This window comes from Glaciimonas sp. Gout2, assembly GCF_035018905.1.
Lineage (GTDB): Bacteria > Pseudomonadota > Gammaproteobacteria > Burkholderiales > Burkholderiaceae_D > Glaciimonas.
Genome location: NZ_JASJXA010000015.1, coordinates 74056 through 88983 on the forward strand (window position 1 = coordinate 74056; position 14928 = coordinate 88983).

Annotated in this window: 12 protein-coding genes and 2 pseudogenes; 2 read left to right on the forward strand and 12 right to left on the reverse strand. The window is 48.8% G+C overall.

Going from position 1 to position 14928, the window contains the following annotated elements:
* Window positions 1–260: 260 nt before the first annotated feature.
* Window positions 261–848: pseudogene (locus tag QN379_RS23700) on the forward strand (ice-binding family protein); the annotation flags it as partial.
* Window positions 849–1001: 153 nt separating this feature from the next.
* Window positions 1002–1097: pseudogene (locus tag QN379_RS23705) on the forward strand (FxDxF family PEP-CTERM protein); the annotation flags it as partial.
* A 180-nt stretch (window positions 1098–1277) separates the two neighbouring features.
* Here QN379_RS23705 and QN379_RS12475 read toward each other — a convergent pair.
* The 12 genes from QN379_RS12475 to nuoE form a co-directional block, all read right to left on the reverse strand.
* The gene (locus tag QN379_RS12475; RefSeq protein ID WP_323506759.1) at window positions 1278–1832 is read right to left on the reverse strand and encodes an NUDIX hydrolase; all 555 of its coding nucleotides are present in this window, start codon (window positions 1830–1832) and stop codon (window positions 1278–1280) included.
* 340 nt (window positions 1833–2172) lie between these two features.
* Window positions 2173–2481, reverse strand: coding sequence for a DUF2818 family protein (locus QN379_RS12480; RefSeq protein WP_322232364.1), 309 nt, complete (start codon window positions 2479–2481; stop codon window positions 2173–2175).
* Window positions 2482–2485: 4 nt separating this feature from the next.
* A complete protein-coding gene (gene nuoN / locus QN379_RS12485; RefSeq protein ID WP_323506760.1) occupies window positions 2486–3997 on the reverse strand; it encodes an NADH-quinone oxidoreductase subunit NuoN in 1512 nt (503 codons plus the stop codon).
* Between the two features lie 79 nt (window positions 3998–4076).
* Window positions 4077–5567 carry an NADH-quinone oxidoreductase subunit M gene (locus QN379_RS12490; protein ID WP_323506761.1) on the reverse strand — a complete coding sequence of 497 codons (1491 nt, stop codon included), beginning with the start codon at window positions 5565–5567 and terminating at the stop codon, window positions 4077–4079.
* A gap of 27 nt (window positions 5568–5594) precedes the next feature.
* Window positions 5595–7658 (reverse strand): NADH-quinone oxidoreductase subunit L, encoded by a 2064-nt coding sequence (gene nuoL, locus QN379_RS12495; protein ID WP_323506762.1) that lies wholly within the window; start codon window positions 7656–7658, stop codon window positions 5595–5597.
* 227 nt (window positions 7659–7885) lie between these two features.
* Entirely contained in the window at window positions 7886–8194 is a 309-nt protein-coding gene (gene nuoK, locus QN379_RS12500; protein ID WP_168055397.1) for an NADH-quinone oxidoreductase subunit NuoK, read from the reverse strand.
* A gap of 12 nt (window positions 8195–8206) precedes the next feature.
* Window positions 8207–8836: an NADH-quinone oxidoreductase subunit J gene (locus QN379_RS12505; protein ID WP_322232368.1), complete on the reverse strand. Its 630-nt coding sequence runs from the start codon at window positions 8834–8836 to the stop codon at window positions 8207–8209.
* Window positions 8837–8917: 81 nt separating this feature from the next.
* Window positions 8918–9406 carry an NADH-quinone oxidoreductase subunit NuoI gene (nuoI, locus tag QN379_RS12510; RefSeq protein ID WP_205321414.1) on the reverse strand — a complete coding sequence of 163 codons (489 nt, stop codon included), beginning with the start codon at window positions 9404–9406 and terminating at the stop codon, window positions 8918–8920.
* 17 nt (window positions 9407–9423) lie between these two features.
* On the reverse strand, window positions 9424–10491 hold the full coding sequence (nuoH, locus tag QN379_RS12515; RefSeq protein ID WP_322232369.1) for an NADH-quinone oxidoreductase subunit NuoH: 1068 nt from the start codon (window positions 10489–10491) through the stop codon (window positions 9424–9426).
* Entirely contained in the window at window positions 10491–12839 is a 2349-nt protein-coding gene (gene nuoG / locus QN379_RS12520) for an NADH-quinone oxidoreductase subunit NuoG (protein WP_323506763.1), read from the reverse strand. Before nuoG ends, nuoH begins: the two co-directional genes overlap by 1 nt.
* Window positions 12840–12962: 123 nt before the next feature.
* Window positions 12963–14258, reverse strand: coding sequence for an NADH-quinone oxidoreductase subunit NuoF (nuoF, locus tag QN379_RS12525; protein WP_322232371.1), 1296 nt, complete (start codon window positions 14256–14258; stop codon window positions 12963–12965).
* A complete protein-coding gene (gene nuoE / locus QN379_RS12530) occupies window positions 14255–14758 on the reverse strand; it encodes an NADH-quinone oxidoreductase subunit NuoE (RefSeq protein ID WP_322240141.1) in 504 nt (167 codons plus the stop codon). The genes nuoF and nuoE overlap by 4 nt, the downstream gene beginning before the upstream one ends.
* Window positions 14759–14928 lie beyond the last annotated feature (170 nt).

Here is a 14928-nt window from a genome sequence, read left to right on the forward strand (position 1 = left end):
CCTACGCAACTAGCGGCGCGAATTCCATTATCTACGGCAACGTCCTATCTGGTGATGTATCGACCATTGGTGCTGCCGCAACCGTCTACGGCAATGAGGTTTCTGTTGGTGCAAACACTGCTGGCGGCGCGGCCTCAAAGGTCACCGGCAATATCTGGTCAGGTGATGTGTTAACCACTGGTCAGAGTTCCATTACTGGCGGCAGTCTTAAGTCTAGCGGCGCAGGGACAATGGGCGACAGCGCAAAAGTCGCGGGCAATATGACATCGGGTGGCGTCACCACAGTTGGCGCCAATGCTGTTCTTAGCGGAAACTTGCTGTCGGGGGGCACCGCCACTGTTAGTGCATCAGGTTCAGTCGGTGGGACTATAGGAGCCACCGGCGTAATTACTGCTGCGGGTTATGTAACAACGCCGAATTTAACTTCGTCTCCCATCAATCCGACAGCTTTTACACAGTCGATACAAAATACGGTCACATCGACCGCTAATCAAGTAACGGCAGCACAAACCGCTTTGGATAAAATGGGCTCGGGGACAGTTCTGGCGGCCACCATGGTGACTAGTAGAACACTTCTCCCTGGCGTGTATAGCGCGCCTAGCCTGTCAACGACTGCCGGTACTACCCTAACTCTGGATGGCCAAGGTAAAGCCAATCAATTTTGGGTCTTTAATATCGCTGACATTCTGGCTTTCGGCGGTACGACAAACATTGTATTGGCAAATCCTGGTGTCGGCGATAGCGTGATCTGGAACGTCACAAACGGGTATGCTTCCCTCGGCGACACCGCGCATGTAATCGGCACCATTCTGGCGAAGACTTACATCAGCGTCGGTGCCAACGCGATCGTCGCTGGCGTAAATGCTTCCTCTTGTGGTGGCGTATTTTCGGCAACTTCTTACGTCCAGGCTGGTGACACCGCCAAAATCGGCGGTACCGGTTGCCTGGGTACAGGAAACGGCTTTGGGATTGGGACAAATGGCACAGCAGTGCACATTAATGTCACGTCACCGGTGCCGGAACCAGAAACGTACGGCATGATCTTAGCTGGCCTTGGTTTGTTAGGCTTTATGGCGCGTCGTAAGAATCAAGCTTAAGTATTTAACACGTGCGTCTGATATTGGGTCAGCGCACGCTCGAATTTGCATGTTCTTATTTTTTTGATCCTGTTGAAGCAGATTCTCGTTGTGCAGACAGTACAGAGATGCATCTTCATCGTGACAAACTGCTTCAAATATTAGAAATCGAACAGGATGAAATCTACAGGACACATGGCGTTATACAGTCCACTGTCCCGCCACGATTTTCTCTAGCCAAAATGCGCCAATAACCGTTTTAACATCGGTAATTTTCCCCTCGCGAACCCACAGTAACACCTCATCTAGCGGTGCTTTAAATACATCCAGAAATTCGCCATCATCCAGACGACGTTCACCAGCGGTCAGACCGCGGGCAAGAAAAATTTCCAAATGTTCATCAGCGTAGGCAATCGCATTATGAATCGTGCAAACGTAATGCCACTCAGTTGCTGTATAACCAGTTTCCTCTTGTAGCTCGCGCTTCGCACATTCCAGATGGTCTTCATTTGCATCAATTTTACCGGCCGGAAATTCAATAAATACGCGGTCCAACGGATACCGAAATTGCCGCTCCAGCAAAACAGTTCCATCCTCAAACAAAGGCAACACGACAACCGCACCGGGATGCTTTATGTACTCACGTATGGTTTTCTGTCCATCCGGCAATGCAACGACATCGCGTTGTACTTTAAGAAAACTGCCATCGTAAGCCAATGCGCTATCAATCCTGGTTTCTTTCAGGTGTTGGTCCATATAAAGGCTCCGGTAGGAAAAGGGAAAAGAACGCTGATAGGAAATAAGGAGGATACGGTTGGCGCCCGACATTCGCTGCCATTCAATAACAGCATATTTACTCAACGCGAATGATTGCCATACTGACACTTACCCTGAGAAGAAACTCCTCGATAGGCTTATCTAATTTACAGTGTGATCGATTATGCGTTACTGGCGCGTCCCGTCATGGTCAATTGCACTTCGTCCTGCTGATTGATTTTAAATTGAAATCAGATCAGGACCCAGACATGCCTTGCGGAACAAAATCAAGTCGACTTATGACCGCGACTTGACGTTACCGCCTAAAGTGATCAATTCGTCAGCTGCGTTTTTTACGCAGATATCGGTGTACATAACCCGGAAAAGCGAACACCAAAAACAAGCATCCCGTGACTGCAAAGAATTCCCAGTCCTGTGTGAACCGATTGCCAATGCGCGACTCAAGCAAATAAGCAATTCCACCAACAATGAAGTACCACACAAACAATTCAATCAATCGCGCCCAAGCAGGTTTGATAACACCTGGCTTGAGCGGAATAAGCGCCAACAAACGTTCGTTGACGAATGGAAGGTTGGCTGCCAACAACGCCAAGAAAATGACTATCCAGCTGGATGAAGATACGTTCACGCTATTACGACGTCAGGCGGCCAACAAAACTGGCCAGAGAGCGAACGATTGCAGCTTGACTGATATCCATCAAAAATCCGGGCCAAATTCCGAGTACTAATACTGCAAGGCCATTCAGACTCAACAACACACGCACGTCTCCGTGAGCTTCGATTTTAGACGTATCCTGCGCATCATCGAAATACATCACTTTGATCACACGCAAATAATAATAAGCACCGATCAATGAGAACAACACAGCCACGATTGACAGCCAGACTTGGCCAGTACCAAGTACCGCACGCAAGATCGATAATTTACCGAAGAAACCTAACAAAGGTGGAACGCCTGCGAGGGACAACATCAACAACAGCATGATCGCAGCAAACCACGGACTCCGTTGATTAAGACCCTTGAAGTCATCGATATTTTCAGCTTCAAATCCAGAGCGTGCCATCAACATGATGACGCCAAAAGTGCCGAGCGTAGTCAGTACGTAGGTGATTGCGTAAAACAATGCAGCGCTGTAAGCACTGGTAGCAGAATACATATTGCCGTCAACCACACCCGACAATAAGCCGAGTAACAAAAAGCCCATGTGCGAAATCGTTGAGTACGCCAGCATCCGCTTAATATTGGTTTGCGCAATTGCGGTAATGTTACCAATCGCCATCGACAATATCGCAAGGACCATCAGCATTTGTTGCCAGTCAACCGCCAACAATAACAAACCTTCTACCAGCAAACGGAAACAAATGGCAAATGCGGCCAATTTTGGTGCGCCACCTAACAGTAGCGTCACAGCAGTCGGTGCACCTTGGTAGACATCCGGAACCCACATATGGAATGGCACAGCACCCAGCTTAAATGCAAGGCCAGCGACCAGAAACACCACGCCGAACACCAATGTGTTGTGTTGGGTTTCAGTACCGCCACCAGCGATGGCACGAGTAACTTCAATCAGATCCAGTGAACCGGTCGCGCCATACAACATCGACATACCGTACAAAAGAAATCCCGAGGCCATCGCGCCAAGTACAAAGTATTTCATCGCTGCCTCAGTCGCACTGGCATTATCACGGCGTAATGCCACCAACGCATACAAAGACAACGACATCAGTTCTAAACCGAGGTAAATAATCAGGAAATTATTCCCTGATATCATGACCATCTGCCCCAATAAAGCGAATAACGCTAATGGATAAAATTCGCCACCAAGATGATTATTGACCATCTCGCGGTCGCCGATGTATTGGCGCGAATAGACTAGCGTAACGAACACGGCGATATAAGAACAAAGCTTCAGTAGATGCGCTAAAGGATCACTCACAAACATATTGTGAAAGGTATAAGCCGTCGCACCCGCATTGAAATCAACCAGTGTCAGTCCAAAGCAGACCACTAACACCAGCAAGGTCAAATAATAAGTGATGTGACGTTTGGCATCCGAGATAAACATATCAATCAGCAAGATTGCGGAGGTCGCAATCAGCAGAAATATTTCTGGATAAACAGGGATCAGATTTATATTATTCATTTATTTGCCGCTTATTTTTTTCACTGTTACTAATCGCGCACGAATCGCGTTTTTATTTCTGCTTAAGGACATGATGTCATCAGTTCAGTTTGGTCATGGCAACATGCTTTAACAGGTCAGCCACCGAGACTTGCATCGCATCAGCAAACGGCGCTGGATATAACCCCATCGCAATAACAGCAATCGCCAATAACCCGAGCATAAAGAACTCACGTTTATTAAGGTCGCTCATTTCATTGACGTGTGGATTGGTAATAACACCAAATACCACACGCTTGACCAACCACAACGAATACGCAGCACCTAGAATTAATGCAGTTGCCGCCAGAAGACCAATCCAGAAATTGGCCTTTACAGCACCCAGGATCACCATAAATTCACCAACAAAACCGGAAGTGCCTGGCAAGCCACTATTGGCTAGTGAGAACAAGACAAATAATGCGGCAAAACGCGGCATCACGTTGACCAAGCCGCCGTACTGAGAAATCTCACGCGTATGCAAACGGTCATACATCACACCGATACAAAGGAACATTGCACCAGAGACGAAACCATGGGAAATCATCTGTACGATACCGCCCTGCACTGCCATATCATTAAACAAGAAGAAACCAAGAGTGACGAAACCCATGTGGGCGATAGACGAATATGCCACTAACTTCTTCATATCATTTTGAACCAATGCCACTAATCCGATGTAGATCACAGCAATTAGCGACAGCGTGATCATAAAGCCAGAAAGATAGTGACTTGCATCCGGTGCGATTGGCAGCGAGAAACGCAGGAAGCCGTAACCGCCCAGCTTCAGCATGATGGCGGCCAACACGACAGAACCACCGGTAGGCGCTTCGACGTGTGCATCTGGCAACCACGTGTGCACTGGCCACATCGGTACTTTAACTGCAAACGCCATCAGGAAAGCCAGGAAAATATAGATCTGCGCGGACATCGATAACGGCACTTGATGCCACGTCAAAATATCGAAACTGCCACCGGAGACGAAGTATAAATAAAGCAAAGCGATCAGCATCAACAGCGATCCGAAGAACGTGTACAGGAAGAACTTGATCGCCGCATAAACGCGATTAGCACCGCCCCATATACCGATGATAATGAACATCGGCACTAACGTTGCTTCAAAGAATACGTAGAACAACATACCGTCAAGCGCACAAAATACGCCGATCATGACACCCGACAATATGAGAAACGCTCCCATATATTGTGCGACCCGCTTTTGAATCACTTCCCAGGCAGAAATAATCACCATTACGTTAATGAAGGCAGTCAAAGGTATAAACCACAGCGACAGGCCATCAATTCCGACAAAGTAGTTAATGTTGAACCGTGTAATCCAGGCAGCTTTCTCGACAAACTGCATGCCGTGGAAGCTGTTATCGAAATGTGTTATCAATGGCACCGTGACGGCCAAACTGACCAGCGCGCCAAATAGCGATAGCCATCGAACCATTTGCCGATTATCGTCGCGACCAATTGCCAGGACGAGCACACCAAACGCGATCGGGCACCAGATCGCGAGGCTAAGAAGAGGGAAAGTTGACTGAATCATGGTTATTATTTACTTTACTTCGCCAACTTATTTGGCAAACGGAGAAGGCATGAACCAAACCAGGAAGCCCAGCACACCAATAATCATCACAAACGCATAGTGATAGATGTAACCGGACTGCCAAAGGCGGGTAATTTTCGAGAACCAGTTGACGGCCTTGGCGCTACCATTCACAACCAAGCCATCAATCAGGCTGCGGTCGCCAACGTTCCACAAACCACGGCCAATTAAACGTGCACCGCCAGCAAAGACAACATCGTTGAATTTATCCAGGTAGTACTTATTGTCCAATAACACGAAAATCGGATGCAGCTTCTGCTTGATCATCGCAGGCACACGCGGATTGATCATATAAAAATAGTAGGCGACCAACACGCCGGCAATCGCCAACCATAGAGGTGCTGAAGTCACGCTATGCACGACCATGCTAACAGGGCCGTGGAAATCGTTACGTAGCTCTTCCATCGCGTGATGCGCCTGATCGACTACGATTACGCCTTTGAAGAAGTTGCCGTACAACATAGGTTCGATCGTGAAGAAACCGATAACCGCCGAAGGAATCGCCAGCAAAATCAGCGGGACCGTCACTACCCATGGAGACTCATGTGGTTTTTGCCCCGGTGCCAGGCCGTGATGCGCATGATCGTCCGCAACTTCTGCGTTTTTTTCATCGTGATGATCAACGTGATGATCGTCATGATGGTGGGCCTTACCGAAACGCTCTTCACCATGGAACACCATGAAATACATACGGAAAGAATAGAATGCAGTCACAAAAACACTCGCCAGCACTGCGAATTTTGCGAAACCGGCGCCATACAAATGCGTCGCTTCCACAGCTTCAATTATGCTGTCTTTCGAGTAAAAACCTGAGAAAAACGGCGTTCCGATTAAAGCCAGCGAGCCGATCAACGACGTTATCCAGGTAATTGGCATGTATTTACGCAAACCACCCATGTTGCGCATGTCCTGATCATGATGCAAACCGATAATCACGGAACCGGCACCAAGGAACAACAGGGCCTTGAAGAATGCGTGTGCCATCAAATGAAAGACTGCAACGGAGTAAGCCGATGCGCCTAATGCGACCGTCATATAACCCAGCTGCGAAAGCGTTGAATACGCTACCACGCGCTTGATATCGGTTTGGATCATCCCAAGGAAACCCATAAACAACGCAGTGATCGAGCCGATGATCAGAATGAACGACAATGCCGTGTCTGACAACTCAAACAACGGTGACATACGTGTCACCATAAAAATACCCGCTGTCACCATCGTCGCCGCATGAATCAATGCAGAGATTGGCGTCGGACCTTCCATCGAATCTGGCAGCCAGACGTGTAGTGGGAACTGCGCAGACTTACCCATTGCACCAATAAATAAACAGATACAGGCGACAGTCAGTAACATCCAGTTGCTGCCCGGCAGTGTCAGTTGTGCCAAGGCGCCTTTTTGCGCGAATACTTCGGTGTAGTTCATCGAACCCGAATACGCCAGCAACAAGCCAATACCAAGAATAAAACCAAAGTCACCAACGCGATTGACCAAAAATGCCTTCATATTCGCCACGATAGCGGTCGGCTTGGTGTACCAGAAACCAATCAGCAGATACGACACCAGTCCCACAGCTTCCCATCCAAAAAACAACTGAAGGAAGTTGTTGCTCATGACTAGCATCAGCATCGAGAAAGTGAATAGCGAAATATAAGAGAAGAAGCGGTTGTAGCCCGCATCATCCTTCATGTATCCGACGGTATAAATATGCACCATTAGCGACACAAAAGTCACAACGCACATCATCATTGCCGTCAGACTATCGATCAAAAATCCGACTTCCAGCTTGACGCCGCCAACGGTCATCCATGTGTAGAGTGTGCCATTGAATGAGGCACCATCTATCACTGCAAATAATGTCTGGATTGAAATAATGAACGCGATCAGTACGCCCAGAATCGTCACTGTGTGCGAAGTCTTGCGTCCGATTACATTGCCAAAAAATCGCGTTCCGAACAAGCCTGCGATTGCTGCACCTACAAGAGGTGCCAACGGTACAGCCAGAAGTAATTGTGGGTTAAGTTGCCCCGCCATGATGAACCTTATCTTTATTCGTTGTTCGCTTTGGTCGCGATATGCACGCCGCACAATCCGCCGTACTGTGCGCTGTCACTTGTTTTACTTATGAACGGCCACTTTTGCCTGAACGACGACTCCAGAACTTTACCCTCCGAACGCTTATTTCAGAACATCTTCTGTTCAAAACCAATTGCTCCATGCCACGGGTTAACATTCTTATTCAAGCCGTTCCGGCCAATACGTCAACCCTTCAAACTATCGAGATCTTCTACGTTGATGGTGTCAAGATTACGGAATAACACAACCAGAATTGCCAAACCAATCGCCGCTTCTGCTGCCGCCACGGTCATGATGAAGAAAACGAAAATTTGTCCAGCTGCATCGCCCAGATAATACGAAAAGGCGATGAAGTTAATATTCACCGACAACAACATTAATTCAATTGCCATCAGCAAGACAATAATGTTTTTTCGGTTCAAAAAAATACCCACGATCGCGATAGCAAAAAGAATCGCGCCGAGGATCAAATAATGTGACAGTGATAAAGTCATGCTGCGTTCCTCTTATTTTTTCTCTGGCGACGGTGGCGCATCGAATGGCCGCTGCTCGGACTTCATCTTGACCAGACGAATCCGATCACCACTGCGCGCTTTGACCGCCTCATGCGGAGCCATGCTTTTGGTGTCTTTACGACGGCGCAATGTTAATGCAACCGCAGCCACAATTGCCACCAATAAGACTACCGCTGCAATTTCAAACGCATAAACATATTGGGTATAAATCAGTAAGCCGAGCGCTTTAGTATTGCCTATGTTGGCGGAAATGGCGGGCACTTCACTTTCCGGTGCCCAGAACCCGCGCAGTAACACCGCGGCCATTTCCAGGACAATAATCACACCCACCGTTGCTGCTAGTGGAAAGTAACCCCAAAATCCCTCTCTTAATTTATCAAGATTAATATCCAGCATCATTACGACAAACAAGAACAGCACCATTACCGCGCCGACGTACACCAGGACCAGCACAATCGCCAGAAACTCAGCCTTGAGCAACATCCAGATACCAGCTGCGGAGAAGAACGCCAACACCAGAAATAAAGCTGAATGCACTGGATTGCGCGCTGTGATAACACGTAAAGCGGCCATCACCAACACCACTGAAAACGCGTAGAACAAGAATGTCTTAAATTCCATAATCGACCAAAAAAGTCAGCTAAATAAGCTTTAAATTCAGGCTTGAGGATAAATCGTCCTCAAAACCGGGAGCAATACCAATTAACGGTATGCAGCATCCGCAGCACGGGCAGCGGCGATCTCGGGTTCATAACGATCACCAACTGCGAGTAACATTTCTTTGGTGTAGTACAGATCACCGCGTTTTTCGCCGTGATATTCGAGAATATGTGTTTCAACGATAGAGTCGACTGGGCAAGACTCTTCGCAGAAACCACAAAAAATACATTTGGTCAGATCGATATCGTAACGCGTAGTACGGCGCGATCCATCATCACGTTGCTCTGACTCAATCGTAATCGCCATCGCAGGGCACACTGCTTCGCACAATTTGCACGCGATACAACGCTCTTCGCCATTGGGGTAACGACGTAACGCATGCAGACCACGAAATCGGGGTGACTGCGGTGTCTTCTCTTCAGGGAATAACACTGTAATTTTGCGCGCGAACAGATAACGGCCGGTTAGCCGTAATCCCTTGAGCAGCTCCAATAGCATCAAGCTACCGAAAAAATCCTTGATCGCTTCCATTTGCTATAAACCTTCCATTACTTCCAGATATTCCACGGACTTTGAATCCAGGCTGCGACTATCACCAGATAAGCGAGCGTCAAAGGGATAAATACTTTCCAGCCGAGGCGCATGATCTGGTCATAACGATAGCGCGGGAAAGACGCACGGACCCAAATAAACATCGACACAACCAGGAACGTTTTCGCACCGAGCCAAATCCATCCAGGGATGAAATCCAGAAACTGCACCGGAGATGCCCAACCACCCAGGAATAACAATGTTGTGAGAATCGATATCAAGATCATGTTGGCGTATTCCGCCAGGAAAAACATCGCGAACGACATTCCCGAGTACTCAATCATGTGACCGGCAACGATTTCTGACTCACCTTCAACCACGTCGAACGGATGACGGTTTGTTTCGGCAATTCCAGAAATAAAGTAAATCACGAATACAGGCAACAAAGACAACCAGTTCCACGACAGGAAGCCAATACCTTTATCGTAGAAATAACCTTTGCTTTGTCCCATAACGATATCTGTCAGATTTAAGCTGCCGGACACCATCAACACGATCACCAGCGCAAAACCCATTGCAATCTCATACGACACCATCTGTGCCGAAGCACGCATCGCGCCGAGGAAAGCGTATTTAGAGTTTGACGCCCAGCCCGCAATAATCACACCGTAGACTTCCATCGATGTAATCGCCATCACGAATAGCAAACCGGCATTGACGTTAGCCAGCACTGTTTCGGGACCAAATGGAATCACAGCCCACGCTGCCAACGCTGGCATGATGGTCATGATCGGCGCAATAAAAAAGAGGTATTTGTTTGCACGCGATGGCAAGGTTACTTCTTTAAGCAGCAACTTCAGCGCATCGGCAATCGGTTGTAACAAACCGAAAGGACCGACGCGATTTGGGCCGAGGCGAATATGCATCCAGCCGATCAGTTTGCGTTCCCAATAGGTCAAATAAGCCACGCATAACAATAGTGGCACAACGATGACGACGATCTTGACGATGCTCCAGATGAGTGGCCAGACCATACCTAAATTGTCGGTACCTGCCGCATTGATGGCCGCGATAAAATGATCCATCACGCTTTCTCCACGCTGATAGAACCAAACATCGCACCCAATGCGTTTGTAGATGAATGTCCTGCGGCTATGCGCACCACGTTCTCGGGCAAGCCCACATCTATTGCCGCCATCAACGATGCAGCGCCCTGCCCTTGCTTCACCTTAATCAGGTCACCCGTTGCGATACCCATTTTCTGGGCTAGCGTCGCAGATAACCAGGCTTGCGGCACCTGTGCATCGGTAGTTGTTTGCAACGATGAGGCGCGACGGACAACCGCATCAGAGAAATAGATAGGTACATCTGCAACACGCTCAATAGCATCGCTGACTGCGATGACTGCCGACACTGGCTGCAATGCAACATCAGAGATGTTATTTAGACGACTTTGCAGATTTGCTTCTGCAAGATTATCGGTGCCAAGTACTTCTGCACGAATCGCTTCGGAAGTATCGTAGTCAAAACCGGGCAAACTGAGCAAGTTTCCTAACACGCGTAAAACTTTCCAAGCTGGTCTTGCATCCGCCAATGGTCGCACCGTGCCATTGAAGCTTTGGGCGCGTCCCTCGCAATTGATGAAGGTGCCGGAAGTTTCGGTAAATGGGGCAATGGGCAACAAGACGTCGGCATAATCTGTAGCGTGCTTATACGCCGATAAAACCACAACCATTTCAGCCTGATTGAGTGCAGCACGCGCGACTTGCGGATTAAAACTATCCAACTCAGGCTCAACATTTAATAAAACATAGGCCTTGCGTGGTGAAGCAAACATCTCTTGGGCATTGGCACCTTTGCCAACCGCAGGGATGGCCTGCGCCAGATAACCACCAACTGTGTTCCCTGCCTCGGTCATATAACCAAACCTGGCGTCAGTTTGTTGCGCGATCCACTGAGCGGCCGCATGCAATTGTGACGCTTGTGGATGCTGCGCAGCCGCGTTACCGAGTAACACTGCTTTCGAAGTACCTGACAATAAACTTGTGGCAGTTTGTTTTGCACTCGCCGATGGCGCAATATTCTCAAAACCCGAAGGTATGGCAATACTTTTTGCTTGTGCAACCGCTACCACAACCTCACCAAGCATAGCCAGCCATGCGGACGGTGCGGCGATGATCTTATTAGCAACGGGCATCAGCAAATCATCATCAGTGGCGTGCAGAATGCTCAACTTGCCGCCGCGCTTCACACTCAAACGTAGCCGTGCCGATAATAACGGATGATCTTTCCGCAGGAACGAGCCAATCACGAACGCCCGATCAAGGTCAGCGAATTCGTTGATCGACATACCCAACCAAGGTGAGACCTTGCCATCCAGAGCGAAGTCTGACTGACGGGTACGGAAATCGATATTTTCTGAACCAAGTCCACGCACAACTTTCTGCAGCAGAGAGAGTTCTTCCAACGTTGAATACGGCGTGCCCAACGCGGCAATCGCATTAGCACCGTGTTCATGGCGGACATTACGCAAACCATGCGCCACGTATTCCAAGGCCGTTTGCCATTCAACTTCCTGCCACTTGCCGTCTTGCTTCAACATCGGCTTGGTCAAGCGCTCGGCGCTGTTCAACCCTTCATAAGCGAAGCGGTCTTTGTCGGACAACCAGCACTCATTGACATCATTGTTTTCTAAAGGCAGCACGCGCATCACTTTGCCCGACTTAACCTGGACGATCAGATTGGCACCAAGGCCGTCATGCGGGCTAATTGATTTCCGACGCGACAGTTCCCAGGTACGAGCGCTGTAACGGAATGGCTTGGAAGTCAACGCGCCAACCGGGCAAAGATCGATCATATTGCCGGACAGTTCAGAGTTAACAGTCTTACCAACAAAGGTCGTGATTTCGGAATGTTCCCCGCGACCCACCATGCCGAACTCCATGACGCCAGCAATTTCCTGGCCGAAACGTACGCAGCGGGTGCATTGGATGCAACGTGTCATTTCCTGCATGGAGATCAGTGGACCAGCATCTTTGGGAGACACTACCCGTTTTTCTTCTTCGTAGCGGGAGGAAGATTTGCCGTATCCAACCGCCAAATCCTGCAATTGGCATTCGCCACCCTGATCGCAAATTGGGCAATCAAGCGGGTGGTTAATGAGCAGGAATTCCATCACGCTCTTTTGCGCTGTGACTGCTTTGTCGCTTGCAGTGCGCACGATCATGCCGGCGCTTACTGGTGTAGCGCAAGCAGGCAAGGCCTTCGGTGCTTTTTCTACCTCGACCAGACACATGCGGCAGTTAGCCGCAATGGAGAGTTTTTTGTGATAACAAAAATGGGGAATGTAAGTACCAATTTTATTGGCAGCATCCATTACCATGCTGCCTTCTTGGACTTCCACTTTTTTGCCGTCTATTTCGATTTCGACCATGGCTTTTGCTTTTCTTGCCTAAGTATTTTGCTTACTGTTTTGAATTACGCCATCACAAACACACATAATTTCACTCAATCAATAGTGTCATATGGTCGCGCAGTAAATTTTTAGCGCCGCCCTTTAAACATACGCTGGCACCAGGCAATGCTTATGCTCAATGTGATACTCGAATTCTTCACGGTAATGCTTCAGAAAACCGCGTACCGGCATCGCTGCTGCATCACCAAGCGCGCAAATCGTGCGGCCCATGATATTGCCCGCGACAGTATCGAGCAGATCGATATCCTCTGGACGACCCTCGCCATTTTCAATCCGATGAACCAGTCGATATAGCCAACCGGTACCTTCGCGGCATGGCGTACATTGCCCGCACGACTCCTCAAAATAGAAGTATGACAATCGTTGTAAAGCCTTGACCATGCAACGTGTATCGTCCATCACGATCACTGCGCCAGAACCGAGCATTGACCCCGCTTTTGCAATGGCGTCATAATCAAGATCGGTATCCATCATGACGCTGCCAGGTATCACAGGAGCAGACGAACCGCCGGGAATCACCGCTTTGATTTTTTTACCGCCACGCATACCACCAGCGAGTTCTAACAACTTGGCAAATGGCGTGCCCAAAGGCACTTCATAGTTGCCCGGCAATTCAACATCGCCCGAAATCGAGAAAATCTTGGTACCGCCGTTATTTGGCCTACCTAGTCCGGCATATGCTGCGCCGCCCATATTGAGCAAAAAAGGGACTGCCGCAAATGTTTCAGTGTTATTAATGGTCGTCGGTTTGCCGTACATACCAAAGCTGGCTGGAAACGGTGGCTTAAAGCGCGGTTGCCCTTTTTTACCTTCCAACGACTCGAGCAATGCGGTTTCTTCACCGCAAATGTAAGCGCCATAACCATGGAACGCATGCAACTGGAAGCTGAAAGCGCTTCCGAATATTTTGTCACCCAGTGCGCCCGCAGCGCGTGCTTCATCCAGCGCCTCTTCGAAACGCGCATAGCCAGCCCAAATTTCACCGTGTATATAGTTGTAGCCGACGGTGATACCCATCGCAAACGCACCAATCGCCATACCTTCAATCAATGCGTGCGGATTGTAGCGAATAATGTCGCGATCTTTAAACGTGCCAGGCTCGCCCTCGTCCGAGTTACAGACCAGGTATTTTTGACCGGGAAACTGACGTGGCATAAAACTCCACTTCAAACCTGTCGGAAAACCAGCGCCGCCACGACCACGCAACGATCCCGCTTTTAGTTCTGCAATAATTTGTTCCGGCGTGATACCGTCATTCAGAATGCGCTTCAACGCAGAGTAACCACCGCGTTTAACATAATCTTCGTAATGCCAGTTGTCACCGTCGAGATCTGCAAGGATCAATGGATTGATATGTCGATTATGCAGACTGGTCATTTTGGGCTCGATTCGGTCAATTCCGCTAGCAAGCCATCGATCTTATCGTTCGACATCCAGCTGCACATGCGCTTGTTGTTAACCAATAGCACCGGCGCATCACCACAAGCGCCCATGCATTCACCTTCCATCAGCGTGAACTGGCCGTCTGCGGTGGTTTCGCGATAGTCGATACCTAATTTGTGCTTAAGATGTGCCGCTGCTTTTTCGCCGCCGGACAACTGACAAGGCAAATTGGTGCAAATCGTGATCTTATGTTTACCGATCGGCTTGGTGTTGTACATGTTATAAAAGGTCGCGACTTCCTGCACCGCGATAGCCGGCATCTCGAGATAATCGGCGATGTCATGCATCAGTTCTGGCGACAGCCAGCCTTTTTCATCCTGCGCGATCGCCAATGCAGCCATTACTGCCGACTGTTTTTGGTCGGTAGGAAACTTCGCTACCTCGCGATCAATTTTTTTGTATGTATCTTGACTTAACAACATGTTGTTGGCCATTCGTACGCGGTGATCTGCGCTGGTTATTGGTAAATTCACGGCGAGTGCTGTAAAGCGCACCACACTCACGAAAACATGTACTCGCTATTGGAAACTTCTAAAAATCTGCCAAACAAACCGAATTCGCTTTTGTGATGCTCACAGCACTTCCGTACTTCTGCGGGCTGCCA

Excerpts from the sequence above, each read along its gene's own strand:
- QN379_RS12475 (WP_323506759.1), bottom strand. The coding sequence starts at position 1,832 with ATGGACCAACACCTGAAAGAAACCAGGATTGATAGCGCATTGGCTTAC.
- nuoN (WP_323506760.1), bottom strand. The coding sequence starts at position 3,997 with ATGAATAATATAAATCTGATCCCTGTTTATCCAGAAATATTTCTGCTG.
- QN379_RS12490 (WP_323506761.1), bottom strand. The coding sequence starts at position 5,567 with ATGATTCAGTCAACTTTCCCTCTTCTTAGCCTCGCGATCTGGTGCCCG.
- nuoL (WP_323506762.1), bottom strand. The coding sequence starts at position 7,658 with ATGGCGGGGCAACTTAACCCACAATTACTTCTGGCTGTACCGTTGGCA.
- nuoK (WP_168055397.1), bottom strand. The coding sequence starts at position 8,194 with ATGACTTTATCACTGTCACATTATTTGATCCTCGGCGCGATTCTTTTT.
- QN379_RS12505 (WP_322232368.1), bottom strand. The coding sequence starts at position 8,836 with ATGGAATTTAAGACATTCTTGTTCTACGCGTTTTCAGTGGTGTTGGTG.
- nuoI (WP_205321414.1), bottom strand. The coding sequence starts at position 9,406 with ATGGAAGCGATCAAGGATTTTTTCGGTAGCTTGATGCTATTGGAGCTG.
- nuoH (WP_322232369.1), bottom strand. The coding sequence starts at position 10,491 with ATGGATCATTTTATCGCGGCCATCAATGCGGCAGGTACCGACAATTTA.
- nuoG (WP_323506763.1), bottom strand. The coding sequence starts at position 12,839 with ATGGTCGAAATCGAAATAGACGGCAAAAAAGTGGAAGTCCAAGAAGGC.
- nuoF (WP_322232371.1), bottom strand. The coding sequence starts at position 14,258 with ATGACCAGTCTGCATAATCGACATATCAATCCATTGATCCTTGCAGAT.
- nuoE (WP_322240141.1), bottom strand. The coding sequence starts at position 14,758 with ATGGCCAACAACATGTTGTTAAGTCAAGATACATACAAAAAAATTGAT.